Below are 12289 nucleotides of genomic sequence, written 5' to 3'. Positions count from 1 at the left end.
CAGCAGCGCCCGTACGACGTCCCAGGGCGGTACGTCCGCGCCGCTGCGGTAGGCCAGCGCCGCCTCCGGCTCGCGCTCGGCGAACACCCCGTACCAGCCGGGCCGTTCGCCGAGCGCCGCTACCAGCGACCGGAAGTAGTGCGCGAAGTCCGTTGTCGCCCGGGCCGGTTCCGTTGTCACCACGTCCTTCGCCGCCGTCTTTCCCGTTCCGTGCCGCATTGCACACCCGGCGCGTTACGGCACTGCTACAGCGGGTTTTCGGGCGCGTGCGGCCTGTGGCGGCCGGGGTGCGGCCCGCGGCAGCCGGCGTGCGGCAGGCGGAGTGCCCTGCCCGCGCACGCCGGTGGCAGGTCGGTGGGACCGCGCGCCTCAGTTCCCCGCCGGGTCCACCACGGCCGCCGAACCGCCGCCCCGCCGCACGGGCTCGGCGGCGGCCAGCCAGCGGCCGTCGGGCAGGCGCTGGATTCCGGTGGCCGCGCCGATCTCCGGGTTCTCGGTGAAGTGGTGGCCGATGGACTCCAGTTGGGCCTTGAGCGGGCTGTCCCACAGGGCCGGTTCGAGTTCGGTGGCGGTCGCGTTGCGCTGGCTGGCGCGCGGCGCGGCGATCGCGTCCACCAGCGGCAGCCCGCGGTCGACGTGCTCGGTGAGGACCTGGAGCACGGTGGTGATGATGGTGGCGCCGCCGGGTGAGCCGATGGCGAAGTCCGGGCGGCCGTTCTTCAGCACGATCGTCGGGGAGATCGAGGAGCGGGGGCGCTTGCCGGGCCCGGGCAGGTTCGGGTCGGGCACGCCGGGGCTGGCCGGCACGAAGGAGAAGTCGGTCAGCTCGTTGTTCAGCAGGAAGCCCCGGCCGGGCACGGTGATGGCGCTGCCGCCGGTCTGCTCGATGGTGAGGGTGTACGACACGACGTTGCCCCACTTGTCGGCGACCGTCAGGTGGGTGGTGTTGTCCCCTTCGTAGGTGGTCGGTGCGGCCTGGCCGGCGGCGCCGCACGGCGCCGGATGGGCGGGGTCACCGGGGGCGAGCGGGCTGGTCAGCACCGCGTCGTCCTTGATCAGGCAGGCCCGGGAGGCGGCGAAGCGCTTGGAGGTGAGCCCGGCGGTCGGCACCGGCTCGAAGGCGGGGTCGCCGACCCAGCGGCCGCGGTCGGCGAAGGCGATCCGGCTGGCCTCGATGTAGTGGTGCAGGTACTGCGCCTGGCTGGCGTGGGCCAGATCGGTGTGCTCCAGGATGTTCAGCGCCTCGGCCACGGTCGTCCCGCCGGAGGACGACGGCGCCGGACCGTACACATCGAGGCCGCGGTAGGCGGTATGGGTCGGCGCCTGCTTCTTGGCGCGGTAGGAGGCCAGGTCCGCGGTCGTCAGGTCGCCGGTGCGGACCACCCGGGTGGCGGCGGGGTCGACGGGCGGCTTGCGGACCGTGCGGACGATGTCGGCGCCGATGTCGCCGTGGTAGATCGACCCGATGCCCTTGGCGCCCAACTCCTGGTAGGTGCGGGCGAGCTGCGGGTTGCGCAGGGTGGAGCCGACGGCCGGGGGCTGCCCGCCGGGCAGGAAGAGGGCGGCGGTGGCCGGGAAGTCCTTGAAGCGGTCCTGGTTGGCCGCGGTCTGGGAGTTGAAGGTGGCGTCCACGGTGAAGCCGTCGCGGGCGATCTTCTCGGCCGGCCGCAGCACGTCCCCCAGCGAGCGGGTGCCCCAGGCGTCGAGGGCGGTCTGCCAGGTGGCGGCGGTGCCGGGTACTCCGACACTGCGCCCGCTGGTCACCGCGTCGGCGAAGGCCAGCGGCTGCCCGTTCTCCACGAACAGCTGGTCGGTGGCACTGTGCGGGGCCGTTTCGCGCCCGTCGATGGTGAAGACCTGATGGCGGGCGGCGCTGTAGTAGACGAAGTAGCCGCCGCCGCCGATACCGGAGGAGTACGGCTCGGTGACACCCAGGGCGCCGGCGGTGGCCACGGCGGCGTCCACCGCGTTGCCGCCGTGCTTGAGCACATCGATGCCGGCGGCGGTGGCGTCGGCGTCGACGCTGGCCACCGCTCCCCCGTAGCCGACGGCCAGCGGGCTCTTGGCGGGCGCGGCGCCGGGCGGCGCCCCGTGATGGGCCGGCGCCGCGGCGGTCAGGGCGCCGACGGCGGCGGTGACGGCGAGCGCCGCGACCGTCCGTAAGGCGAGGCGGGACCGGACCGGCCTGGTGCGGTGAACTGACGGATGAACGCTGGCTGCTGGCGTCTGACGGTTGCTGCCCATGGCGAAGCCTCCACTCAACGACGTCCCGGCAGCCTAACTTCACCCCACCCGTCCCGTCAGGAGCGCGGGAAAGCCGTCCGGCGGCGGATCCGGCGGCCCTCGGGCAGCGCGTGCCCGGGCAGTGACCTGACGGCTCGAACACCGCTACGATCCGCGCCATGAGCGACGACGCGCGCACCCTTGTCCTCGCGCTGGCCGGTCTGGCGGTCGGCGCGGCACTCGGCTGGTTCGTCCGCAGCCGCCTGTGGCGGCGGCGGCTGCTGCGCAAGCAGCGCTTCTTCGGGCTGCCGCAGGACTCCGAGTGCCTGCTGGTGGTGCCGCGCGACCCGGGTGCCCGGGGCTGGAGCCTGGCCCGGCACGACGCGTTCGCGCTGCTGGAGCTGGCCGCGGTGATCAAGGAGTGCGGGGCGCACGCCGAGGTGCTGGCGCACGACACCGCCTGGCAGGGGTTCGGAGCCCGCACCGAGTTCTGCATCGGCGGCCCGGTGGCCAATCTGCGGCTGGCCGCGCATCTGCGCTCGATGCTGCCCGGCATCGAGATCAACACCGATCCGGCGCCCGGCCCGGACCAGGGCGCCATCGGCGTCGGCGGCGAGACCTACCGGCTGGACAAGGGGGCGGTGGAGTACGTCCTGCTGGCCCGGCTCGCCGCGGGCCGCGACTCCGGCAACGACCGTCCGGTGTTCCTGTCCGCCGGCCAGCGCGGCATAGCCAACCAGGCCGCGGTCCGCTATCTGGCCCGCCACCACCTCCGGCTGGCCCGCAGCCACGGCGTGGACGCCACCTTCTGCCTGCTGCTGCGGGTGGTGAACTCGCAGTCCTACGGCTCCGACATGGTGGAACTGGTCGCCGACGTCACCAAGGCGGCCACCACGGCCAGGCCCGTCCCGGCCGGGAAGCTCAGTCAGCCAGACCGATCACCAGCCACATGAGGGCGGCGCCGGCCACCGTGCACATCAGCGTGGTCTTGGAGGGGTGCGGGCTGTGCGCCTCCGGGAGGATGTCGGAGGTGGCCAGGTAGAGCAGGAATCCGGCGAAGAAGCCGAGATACAGGCCGAGCGCCCCGGACGGGATGGTGAAGGCCAAGGTGATCGACGCGCCCACCACCGGGGCCAGCGCGTCGGCCCCGAGCAGGATCTGGGCCCGGCGGCGGCCGTTCCCGTAGAGCCGGGTGATGGTGTAGGTGTTGAAGCCGTCGGCGAAGTCGTGCGAGATCACCGCGATGGCCACCACGGCGCCCACGGTGTTCCCGGCCTGGAAGGCGGCGCCGATCGCGAAGCCGTCCATCACGCTGTGCCCGACCAGGGCCGAGGCGGCCGCGATGCCGACGCCCTTGACCGGGTCGTGGGCGTGGCCGTGGCCGTGCGTGTGCGAGGCGTACTCGCCCTCGTGGGCCCGGTGGATGGCCACCGAGCGCTCCACGACGTGCAGCGCGAGGAAGCCGGCCACGAAGGTCAGCAGCGCGGCCGGCACGCCGAACACCTGCCGGGGCTGGGTCCGCAGCGCCTCCGGCAGCAGGTCGAAGCCGACGACACCCAGCATCAGGCCGGCCGCGAGGCCGAGCACCAGGTGGCGCCGGTCGCCGATGCGCTGGGCGACGACGCCGCCTGTCAAGGTCATCGCCAGCGCGCAGGCGGCTATCAATACCGGCATGGGGTCATGATCCAGGACGCCCGCGGCGCCCGCGACTCAGGGTGGCCTTACCCACGGTGATCACCGCGACGGCGCGGCCCCCGGGGTCAGGAGGCGCCACTGGTGAACGGCGCCTCGGACTCGCGTTCGATCCGGGCGTCGGTGATGTCGAGGAAGACCCGGTCGGCGGTCGGCCACTGCTCGTGGATGGACTGGCGGATGCGCAGGCTGACCTCCTCGACCTGCTCGCTGTCCAGTCCCGGCATCAGGTCGATCCGCGCGGCCACCAGCGTGGAGTCCATGCCGAGCCGCATGGTCAGCAGTTCCTCCACGGTGTCCACCTCGGGCTGCTCGGCCAGCAGCTGCTCGATGTCGCCGCGCAGGCCCGGGTCGACGGCCACCCCGATCAGCTGGTCGTGCGCGCTGCGCCCCAGGACGAAGGCGACGAACATCAGCAGCACGCCGATCGCCATCGACGCGGCGGCCTCGCCCACCCCGCTGCCGGTGGTCATGTGCACGATCAGGCCGGCCGCGGCCAGCAGCACCCCGATCACCGCGGTGCCGTCCTCGGCGAGCACGGTGCGCAGCGCCGGGTCGTTCGCGCCCTCGCCGGAGCGGCGGGCCTGGACCACCGCCTTCAGCAGCGACGCCCCCTCGGCGAGCAGCGAGACCAGCAGCACCGCCAGGCCCGCGATGTAGCCGGCGTTCGACTCGTGCTCGGTGCTGCTCAGCGCGCGTACGCCCTGGTAGAAGGAGAAGCAGCCGCCCAGGACGAAGATGCCGACGGCGGCGAGCAGCGACCAGAAGTAGCGCTCCTTGCCGTAGCCGAAGGGGTGGGCGTTGTCCGGCGCGCGGCGGGCGCGGCGCAGGGACAGCAGCAGGAAGACCTCGTTGAGGCTGTCGGCGACCGAGTGCGCGGCCTCCGAGAGCAGGGCCGGGGACCCGGCGAACAGTCCGGCGGCGGTCTTGGCGACGGCGATCAGCAGATTCGCGGCGAGGGCCACGAGTACCGTGCCGCGGGTTCCGGCGTCACGCCCTTGCTCGGCCATGCGTACTCCCTGGGGCGTTCTCCGGTTTCTTGGTCGTCTTCCGTGTTCCCCGACGGATCTCGGGCATCCGCTCCTCAAGGAGGTGCCGAGAATGTCCGCTTTCGCCCATCCCGCCGTCCAGCTGGCGCTCCAGGACTACGAGGTCGCGATCGTTCCCGCGATCCTCGGTGTCATCATCGTCATCGTGCTGATCCTCGCCGTCCGGCTCGGAATCAAGCGGCATGGCCGCGGTCCCGGAGTGCCGCGCGGTCTCCGGCCGCGTTCCGGTGCCTGGCAGACCCGGCGCGAGCACGAGGTCGGCGCGCCCGAGGACCACGGCCCCGGCCATCAGCCGCCCGACCGCAGGACGCACGAGTCGCGCCAGCCCGAGCCCGACGAGATGCCCCAGGACGGGCGGCGCCGGCTGCCGTACGAGGTGCGCAGCTCCGGTGTCCGCGGCGGCCGGGTCCGTACGCGTCCCAAGCGGCACAGCGGTCCGAACGTGGACTGAGGCGGCGGCCCGCACGCGGCGGTGGGCGGAACCCCTGATCAGGGGTTCCGCCCACCGCCGCGTGCGGGCCGTGTGCGGGACGAGCCTCAGCCGAGCGCGCGCAGGCGCCGGGCGGCCGGGCCCAGCGAACGGCCCCGGGCCGGCAGCAGTCCGTCCCAGGGATCGCTGCGGGCCTGCTCCAGCGCGTCCGCGACGGTCCAGCGCCGGGCGCCCAGCTCCGGGTCGTCCAGTGCCTGCCGGGAGACCGGCGCCGCCACCGGGGCGCCGGGCAGCGCCCGCACCGACCAGGGGGCCACCGCGGTCTGCGCGTAGCCGTTGCGCAGCACGTCGAGGAACAGCCGCCGGCCGCGGGCGGCCTTGCGCGGTTCGGTGGTGAACTCCGCCGGGTACCGGCCGGCGAGCGTGTCGGCCACCGCGCGGGCGAAGTCCCGCACCTCGTCGACGTCGGCGTGCCGGTCCAGCGGCACCGTCAGGTGCAGGCCGCGCGAGCCGCTGGTCATCGGGGCCCAGGGCAGTGCCAGCTCGTCGAGCAGCTGGCCGAGCCGCTGGGCGGCCCGGCGGACCGGCCCGAAGTCGTCCTCGACCGGATCGAGGTCGAAGACCATCCGGTCCGGCTGCCGGGGCCGGTCCGCCCTGGCCAGCCAGCGGTGCAGCGTGGTGCAGCCCTGTCCGGCCAGGTAGACCAGCGTGTCGGCGCTGTTGGCCAGGACGTGGGTGACGGTGCCGCCCTCCTTGGACAGCTCGGCGCGCTTGATCCAGTCCGGGTAGTGCGCGGGCACGTTCTTCTGCATGAAGCGCGGCCCGTCGATGCCGTCCGGGTGGATCTCCAGCATCAGCGGCCGGTCCCTGAGGTGCGGCAGCGCGTAGGGGGCGATGTCGCGGTAGTACGCGGCCAGGTCCGCCTTGGTCACCTCCGGGGCGCCGCGGCGGGCGGGGAAGAGCACCTTCTCGGCCCGCGCGACCTTCACCGCGTGCCGTCCGGCTTCCAGGGTCACGGTACTCATCGGCCCACCAGCTTCCGGGCGGCGGCGGTGATCGCGTCGGCGTCGATGCCGGCCGCGTGCAGCTGCTCGTCCGGGGTCGCCGAGCCGGGCATGGCGTGCACCGCGAGCCGGGTCAGCACCGGCATGGGGTGGCCGTTGCCGAAGGACTCCAGCACCGCGTCGGCCAGGCCGCCCTCGGGGTGGTGGTCCTCGACGGTGACGAAGCGGCCGGTGGCCTCGGCGGCCTTGCGCAGCGTCCGGGCGTCGACCGGCTTGACCGAGTACAGGTCGATCACCCGGGCCCGGATGCCCTGGTCGGCCAGCCGGTCGGCGGCGGCCAGCGCCTGGTGCAGGGTGACGCCGGCCCCGATCAGGGTGATCTCGTCGTCCGGACCGGACCGCAGCACTTTGCTGCCGCCGATCGGGAACTCCTCGCCGGTCCCGTAGATCACCGGGGTCTCGCCCCGGCTGGTGCGGATGTATGTGATGCCGGTGCGGTCGGCCATCGCCGGGACCAGCCGCGCGGTCTGGTTGGCGTCGCACGGGTAGAGCACGGTGCTGCCGTGGATCGCCCGCATCATCGCGAGGTCCTCCAGCGCCATCTGGGACGGGCCGTCCTCGCCGATGCCGACGCCCGCGTGCGAGCCGAAGACGTTCAGGTCGGAGCGGCTGATCGCGGCCATCCGCAGGAAGTCGTAGGCGCGGGTCAGGAAGGCCGCGAAGGTGCCGGCGTAGGGCGTCCAGCCGCACACCCCGACGCCCACCGCGGTGCCGATGAGCTGCTGCTCGGCGATGTAGCACTCGATGTACCGCTCGGGGTGCTCCTTGGCGAACAGCTCCGCCTTGCTGGAGTCGCCGACCTCGCCGTCGAGCACCACCACGTCCTCGCGGCGGGTGCCGGTCACGGTCAGCGCCTCGCCGAAGGCGGTCCTGGTGGCCACGCTGTCGCCCAGGTCGTAGGCGGGCAGCGGGGCCTGCGGGTCGCCGCCGTGGGCCTGCCGCTCGGCCGGCCGCGGCGGGCGGACCGTGATCCGCAGGTCGCGGACGCCGCCGAGTTCGCGGACCGCTTCCCCGGCGTCCGGCAGCGGCTTGCCGTGCATGCCCTCGCGGTCCTCGACAGCGGCGACGCCCTTGCCCTTGCGGGTCCGGGCGATGATCGCGGTCGGCAGGCCGCGGCTGGTGCGGGCGGCGGCCATCGCCTCGTCGACGGCGTCGATGTCGTGCCCGTCGATCTCCACGGTCTGCCACCCGAAGGCGCTGATGCGGCGGGCGTAGGCGTCCAGGTCCCAGCCGTGCCGGGTGGGGCCGCGCTGGCCGAGCCGGTTGACGTCGATGATCGCGGTGAGGTTGTCCAGCCCCTCGATCCCGGCCTGCTCGAAGGCCTCCCACATCGAGCCCTCGGCCATCTCGCTGTCGCCGCACAGCACCCAGGTCCGGTACGGCAGGTGGTCCAGCCGCTTGCCGGCCATCGCGATCCCGACGGCGACGGGCAGGCCCTGGCCGAGCGAGCCGGTGGCCACGTCCACCCAGGGCAGCTTGGGGGTCGGGTGCCCTTCGAGCCGGCTGCCGAGCTTGCGGTAGGTGGTCAGCAGCTCCTCCTCGCCGATGGCGCCGACCGCCTTGTAGGCGGCGTACAGCAGCGGCGAGGCATGGCCCTTGGAGAAGATCAGGTGGTCGTTGCCGGGGTGCTCCGGGTGGTCGAAGTCGTAGCGCAGATGGCGGGTCAGCAGCACGGCGATGAGGTCGGCCGCCGACATCGACGAGGTGGGATGCCCCGAGCCGGCCGCGTCCGCGGCACGTACCGCGTCCACCCGCAGCTGCTGGGCGAGTTCGCCGATCTGGGCGTCGCTGAGGGCCGGTTCTGAGGTGGCCGTGTTCATGACGGGCTTTCTCCGTTCGCTGGCGGGCGGTCGGACGAGGTGCTGTGCGGCGGCTTGCTCTCCGGGGGGTTGTCGGCCGGCCCGGTCGGCGGCGGGGCGGTGCGGGTCGCCTCCGGGTTGCGGGGCAGTTCGGGCGCCGAGGTGTCCAGCGGGACGGCGTAGGCGCGGACCAGGCCGAGCTGGACCGCCTGCCGGGGCAGCAGCGCGTCGAGCAGCCAGTCGGCGGCGACCCGGATCCGGTTGCCGGGCATCGCCATCAGGTGGTAGCCGCGGGTGACCGCGCCCGCCGCGATCCCGGACAGCGGCACCCGCAGCGGGTTGGCGGCGGCCTGGACGCCGCCGAGATCCACGGTGAAGCCCAGGTCGTGGTGCTGGTAGGGACGCGCCGAGCCGTGGCCGAGCGAGGCGGCGATGTTGCGGGCGGCGGTCTTGCCCTGCCGGCCGGCGTGCTGGGCGGTCATGGGGGTGTAGGAGCCGGGGCGGGTGCGGTCGGGCACCGCGGCGGCGTCCCCGGCCGCGAAGACCTCCGGACGGCCGGGCACCACCAGGTCCGGGCCGACCACCAGCCGGCCCTTCTCGGCGGGCAGGCCGACCTCGTCGACCAGCGGGTCGGGGCGGACCCCCACGCACCAGATGAGACTGCGGGTGGCGACGTGCTCGCCGGTGTCCAGCAGCACGCCGTCCGAGGTGGCCTCCTTCACCGACCGGCCGGTACGCACCTCGACCCCGCGGCGGCGCAGCACCCGGTCCGCGGTGCGGGACAGCCGGGGGTCCAGCTCCGGCAGCACCCGCTCGGCGATGTCCAGCAGCAGCCAGCGCGGCGGGTCGCGGTAGCGCAGGACGCGGTGCCGCTTGACCAGCGTGTCGGTGTAGAGCTTGCCCTGGGCGGCCACCTCGGTGCCGGTGTAGCCGGCGCCGACCACCACGAAGGTGCAGCGGGAGGCGCACTCCTCGGGGTCCTCGGTGCCGCCGGCCAGCTCGATCTGCCGGGTGATGTGGTCCCGTAGGTAGAGCGCCTCGGGTATGCCCCGGAAGCCGTGCGCGTGCTCGGCGACGCCGGGGATCGGCAGCAGTTTGTTGACGCTGCCGACGGTGAGCAGCAGCCGGTCGTAGGACAGGTGGCCCGCGCCGCCCTCGGGATCGGTGAAGGAGACGCCGCGTCCGTCCAGGTCCACCCCGTTCACCTCGCCGAGCACCAGCCGGACCCCGGGCAGGGTGCTGGGCAGCGACACCGCCACCCGGCGGGGTTCCAGGACCCCGGACGAGACCTGGGGCAGCAGCGGCAGATACAGGAAGTAGTCGGTCGGATTGATCAGGACGATCTCGGCCTCTTCGCGCAGGCCGCGGTGGTGGCTCAGGGCGCGGGCCGCCTGGTATCCGGCGAAGCCGGCGCCCACGATGACGACACGGGATCGGGACATGGGGGCTCCCTTCCTCAGGCAGCGGCTGCCCGAGCAGGAGCGGGACAAACGGGACGCGGGCCGGGGGCGGGGCCGCGCGGCCGGGGTCAGCGCGCGGCGCGGGACCCGGTCAGCCCAGTACCCGGTGGACGAGCGTGTCGCGCTCGGTCTGGGGAATCGCGGTCCACCGCATGCCGCGCAGCGCGCCCTCCAGGGCCAGCAGGGTGTGGGTGCGCGCGTCCTCGGGCAGGTCGGGGCTGATCTTCTCGTAGGCGCGGCCGGAACCGAGGCGGCGCAGTTCGCCCGCGTCGTCGACGCCAGCGCGGCGCAGACGGTCGGCGAGCACCGCCCCGATGTTCGGCAGCTGCTGAAGGGAGTCCACGTGGCGCCTCCGGTACAAGCTGGTGGGTGCGTTCGGCGCCATCATGCACGGGCGGCGGCGCGCGGCCGGGCACTCGGCGGCTGACACGCCCGAGGCGGTCCCCCGCGGCGGTGACGTGCGGCCGGTCGGTGCGGCCAGTCGGTCCCCGCCCGCCCCGGCCGGCTCGCGCCCGCACCTCACAGGTCGAGGTCGACCACCACCGGGGCGTGGTCCGAGGCGCCCTTGCCCTTGCGCTCCTCACGGTCCACGTAGCTGTCGGTGACCGCGCCGGCGAACGGCTCGTTGCCGTAGACGAGGTCGATGCGCATGCCGCGGTTCTTGGGGAAGGCCAGCTGGCGGTAGTCCCAGTAGGTGTACGGGTGCTCGTACTTCAGCGGGCGCGGCACCACGTCGGCCAGGCCCGCGCCGCGCAGCGCGGTGAGCGCGTCCCGCTCGGCGGGGGTGACATGGGTCAGGCCCTCGAAGAAGGCCGGGTCGAAGACGTCGTCGTCGGTGGGCGCCACGTTGTAGTCGCCGAGCACCGCGAAGGGGCGCCCGCCCGCCGCGTCCCCGGCGACGGCGGCCCGCAGTGCCTCCAGCCACAGCAGCTTGTAGGCGAAGTGCGGGTGGCCCACCTCGCGGCCGTTCGGCACGTAGACCGACCAGACGCGGACCGGGCCGCAGGTGGCCGCCACCGCCCGGGGCTCGGCCACCCCTTCGTACTGCGGGCCGGCCGGCAGGCCGTGCACCACGTCCGCCAGGCCGACCCGGGAGATCACCGCCACGCCGTTCCACCGGCCGGTGGCCTCGACGGCGGCCTCGTAACCCAGCTCGCGCAGCTCGGCGGCCGGGAACTGCTCGGGAGTGCACTTGATCTCCTGGACGCACAGGACATCGGTGCCGCTGGCCTCCAGCCAGGCCAGCAGCCGCGGCAGGCGGGCGGTGATCGAGTTGACGTTCCAGGTGGCGATGCGCATACCCGACAACCTAGCGGCTGGGTCCGACAGTGCCCGCGACCCGGGGGCCCGCGGCCGCGGGACCGGCGCTCACGCCTCGGTGGCGCCCCCGGGGGCCAGCCGCAGGTGGTCGGCACCGCCGCCGAGATTGCCGATCAGCATGTCGTACAGCGGCCGGCTCACGTCGTTGAGCATGGCGTCGTGCACATCGACGGCCCGCTTCGGCCTGACCTCGCGCACGTACTCGATGACCTCGGAGACCTTGCTCCACGGCGCCTGCACGGGCAGCAGCAGGGTGTCGACGGGGTGGTTCGGCAAGGTGAACGCGTCACCGGGGTGGAAGAGCGAACCGTCCACCAGGTAGCCGACGTTGGTGATCCGCGGCAGGTCGGGGTGGATCACGGCGTGCAGTTCGCCGTGCGCCTGCACGTCGAATCCGGCGACGGTGAAGGCGTCCCCGTGGCCGACCGTGTGCACCCGGCCGGGGAAGGCCGCGGACATCTGCTCGGCGACACTAGCCAGCGTCCACAGCTCGGCGGCCGGATTGGCCTCCAGCCCGGTGCGCAGCCGTCCCTCGTTGAAGTGGTCCTCGTGTTCATGGGTGACGAGGATGACGTCCGCGCCGGCCGCCGCGTCGTCCGCGCTCCAGCCGCCCGGATCGATCACGAGGGTGCGGCCGTCCTTTTCGAGGCGTACGCAAGAGTGTCCGTTCTTGGTCAGCTTCATGCTTCCATCTTGCTACGCCTGTCCCCCGCCGCGCCTGTTGTGCGCCCGGCGGCCCGGTCCGCGGGCCGGTCCGCAGGCCGGTCGGGACGCTACGCCGTGTCGCCGCCCGTCTCCTGCGCCACCACGGCCCTGGCGGCGTCGATCGCCGCGCGGGCGGCCGGCAGCCCGCAGTACACCGCGGTGTGCAGCAGGGCCTCCTCGATCTCGACGGGTGTCAGGCCGTTGCGCAGCGCGGCCCGGGTCTGCTCGGCGAGTTCGCCGATGTGGCCGAGGGCGGTGAGCGCGGTGAGGGTGACGATGCTGCGGGTGCGCCGGTCCAGCCCGGGCCGGCCCCAGACCTCGCCCCAGGCGTAGCGGGTGGCGAAGTTCTCGAAGCCGGCGCCGAAGCCGTCGGCGCGGCCCAGTGCCGCCTCGACCGCCGCGTCCCCGGTCAGCTCGCGGCGGATCCGCAGGCCCTCGGCGTAGACGTCCGGTCCGGCCGGGGGCGCGGCCGGGCCGGGGACGCGCGGCGCCACCGGCGGCGGGGCGGGCGCGAAGGGCAGCGGGGCCGGGGTGTGGTCGGCCCAGG

The 12289-nt window shown here is 74.0% G+C and carries 12 protein-coding genes and 1 pseudogene; 2 read left to right on the top strand and 11 right to left on the bottom strand.

Going from position 1 to position 12289, the window contains the following annotated elements; translation table 11 throughout:
- Together GA0115240_RS21190 and ggt are read right to left on the bottom strand one after the other, a co-directional pair.
- Positions 1-180 (bottom strand): annotated as a pseudogene (locus GA0115240_RS21190) (hypothetical protein); the annotation flags it as partial.
- 189 nt (positions 181-369) lie between these two features.
- Positions 370-2244, bottom strand: a complete 1875-nt coding sequence (gene ggt, locus GA0115240_RS21185) for a gamma-glutamyltransferase (protein WP_093738551.1) — start codon at positions 2242-2244, stop codon at positions 370-372.
- 158 nt (positions 2245-2402) lie between these two features.
- Here ggt and GA0115240_RS21180 point away from each other — a divergent pair, with 158 nt between their 5' ends.
- On the top strand, positions 2403-3176 hold the full coding sequence (locus tag GA0115240_RS21180; RefSeq protein ID WP_093738549.1) for a hypothetical protein: 774 nt from the start codon (positions 2403-2405) through the stop codon (positions 3174-3176).
- Here the strand turns inward: GA0115240_RS21180 and GA0115240_RS21175 are convergent.
- Together GA0115240_RS21175 and GA0115240_RS21170 are read right to left on the bottom strand one after the other, a co-directional pair.
- The gene (locus GA0115240_RS21175; protein ID WP_093738547.1) at positions 3145-3897 is read right to left on the bottom strand and encodes a ZIP family metal transporter; all 753 of its coding nucleotides are present in this window, start codon (positions 3895-3897) and stop codon (positions 3145-3147) included. The two genes, GA0115240_RS21180 and GA0115240_RS21175, sit on opposite strands and share 32 nt — an antisense overlap.
- A gap of 86 nt (positions 3898-3983) precedes the next feature.
- Complete coding sequence (locus GA0115240_RS21170; protein WP_093738545.1) at positions 3984-4925, bottom strand: cation diffusion facilitator family transporter; 942 nt, start codon at positions 4923-4925, stop codon at positions 3984-3986.
- A gap of 91 nt (positions 4926-5016) precedes the next feature.
- On the opposite strand from GA0115240_RS21170, the gene GA0115240_RS21165 reads away from it, so the two are divergent.
- Positions 5017-5415, top strand: a complete 399-nt coding sequence (locus tag GA0115240_RS21165) for a DUF6479 family protein (protein WP_093738543.1) — start codon at positions 5017-5019, stop codon at positions 5413-5415.
- 86 nt (positions 5416-5501) lie between these two features.
- Here GA0115240_RS21165 and ligD read toward each other — a convergent pair whose 3' ends face one another.
- The 7 genes from ligD to GA0115240_RS21130 all read right to left on the bottom strand — a co-directional run.
- Complete coding sequence (gene ligD, locus GA0115240_RS21160; RefSeq protein ID WP_093738541.1) at positions 5502-6419, bottom strand: non-homologous end-joining DNA ligase; 918 nt, start codon at positions 6417-6419, stop codon at positions 5502-5504.
- Positions 6416-8278, bottom strand: a complete 1863-nt coding sequence (locus GA0115240_RS21155) for a transketolase (RefSeq protein ID WP_093738539.1) — start codon at positions 8276-8278, stop codon at positions 6416-6418. Before GA0115240_RS21155 ends, ligD begins: the two co-directional genes overlap by 4 nt.
- Positions 8275-9699, bottom strand: coding sequence for an NAD(P)/FAD-dependent oxidoreductase (locus GA0115240_RS21150; protein WP_093738537.1), 1425 nt, complete (start codon positions 9697-9699; stop codon positions 8275-8277). The genes GA0115240_RS21155 and GA0115240_RS21150 overlap by 4 nt, the downstream gene beginning before the upstream one ends.
- A 109-nt stretch (positions 9700-9808) precedes the next feature.
- A complete protein-coding gene (locus tag GA0115240_RS21145; RefSeq protein WP_093738535.1) occupies positions 9809-10060 on the bottom strand; it encodes a TfoX/Sxy family DNA transformation protein in 252 nt (83 codons plus the stop codon).
- Positions 10061-10236: 176 nt separating this feature from the next.
- On the bottom strand, positions 10237-11016 hold the full coding sequence (locus tag GA0115240_RS21140) for an exodeoxyribonuclease III (protein ID WP_093738533.1): 780 nt from the start codon (positions 11014-11016) through the stop codon (positions 10237-10239).
- 69 nt (positions 11017-11085) lie between these two features.
- Positions 11086-11721, bottom strand: a complete 636-nt coding sequence (locus GA0115240_RS21135; protein ID WP_093738531.1) for an MBL fold metallo-hydrolase — start codon at positions 11719-11721, stop codon at positions 11086-11088.
- A gap of 89 nt (positions 11722-11810) precedes the next feature.
- Positions 11811-12289: carboxymuconolactone decarboxylase family protein (locus GA0115240_RS21130; protein WP_176725130.1), on the bottom strand; the 479-nt coding region annotated here is incomplete at its 5' end.

The organism is Streptomyces sp. DvalAA-14 (assembly GCF_900091855.1).
Lineage (GTDB): Bacteria > Actinomycetota > Actinomycetes > Streptomycetales > Streptomycetaceae > Actinacidiphila.
This window is presented reverse-complemented; position numbering and strand designations above follow the sequence as displayed.

Excerpts from the sequence above, each read along its gene's own strand:
- GA0115240_RS21170 (WP_093738545.1), bottom strand. The coding sequence starts at position 4,925 with ATGGCCGAGCAAGGGCGTGACGCCGGAACCCGCGGCACGGTACTCGTG.
- GA0115240_RS21135 (WP_093738531.1), bottom strand. The coding sequence starts at position 11,721 with ATGAAGCTGACCAAGAACGGACACTCTTGCGTACGCCTCGAAAAGGAC.
- GA0115240_RS21150 (WP_093738537.1), bottom strand. The coding sequence starts at position 9,699 with ATGTCCCGATCCCGTGTCGTCATCGTGGGCGCCGGCTTCGCCGGATAC.
- GA0115240_RS21175 (WP_093738547.1), bottom strand. The coding sequence starts at position 3,897 with ATGCCGGTATTGATAGCCGCCTGCGCGCTGGCGATGACCTTGACAGGC.
- GA0115240_RS21155 (WP_093738539.1), bottom strand. The coding sequence starts at position 8,278 with ATGAACACGGCCACCTCAGAACCGGCCCTCAGCGACGCCCAGATCGGC.
- GA0115240_RS21140 (WP_093738533.1), bottom strand. The coding sequence starts at position 11,016 with ATGCGCATCGCCACCTGGAACGTCAACTCGATCACCGCCCGCCTGCCG.
- ligD (WP_093738541.1), bottom strand. The coding sequence starts at position 6,419 with ATGAGTACCGTGACCCTGGAAGCCGGACGGCACGCGGTGAAGGTCGCG.
- GA0115240_RS21180 (WP_093738549.1), top strand. The coding sequence starts at position 2,403 with ATGAGCGACGACGCGCGCACCCTTGTCCTCGCGCTGGCCGGTCTGGCG.
- ggt (WP_093738551.1), bottom strand. The coding sequence starts at position 2,244 with ATGGGCAGCAACCGTCAGACGCCAGCAGCCAGCGTTCATCCGTCAGTT.
- GA0115240_RS21165 (WP_093738543.1), top strand. The coding sequence starts at position 5,017 with ATGTCCGCTTTCGCCCATCCCGCCGTCCAGCTGGCGCTCCAGGACTAC.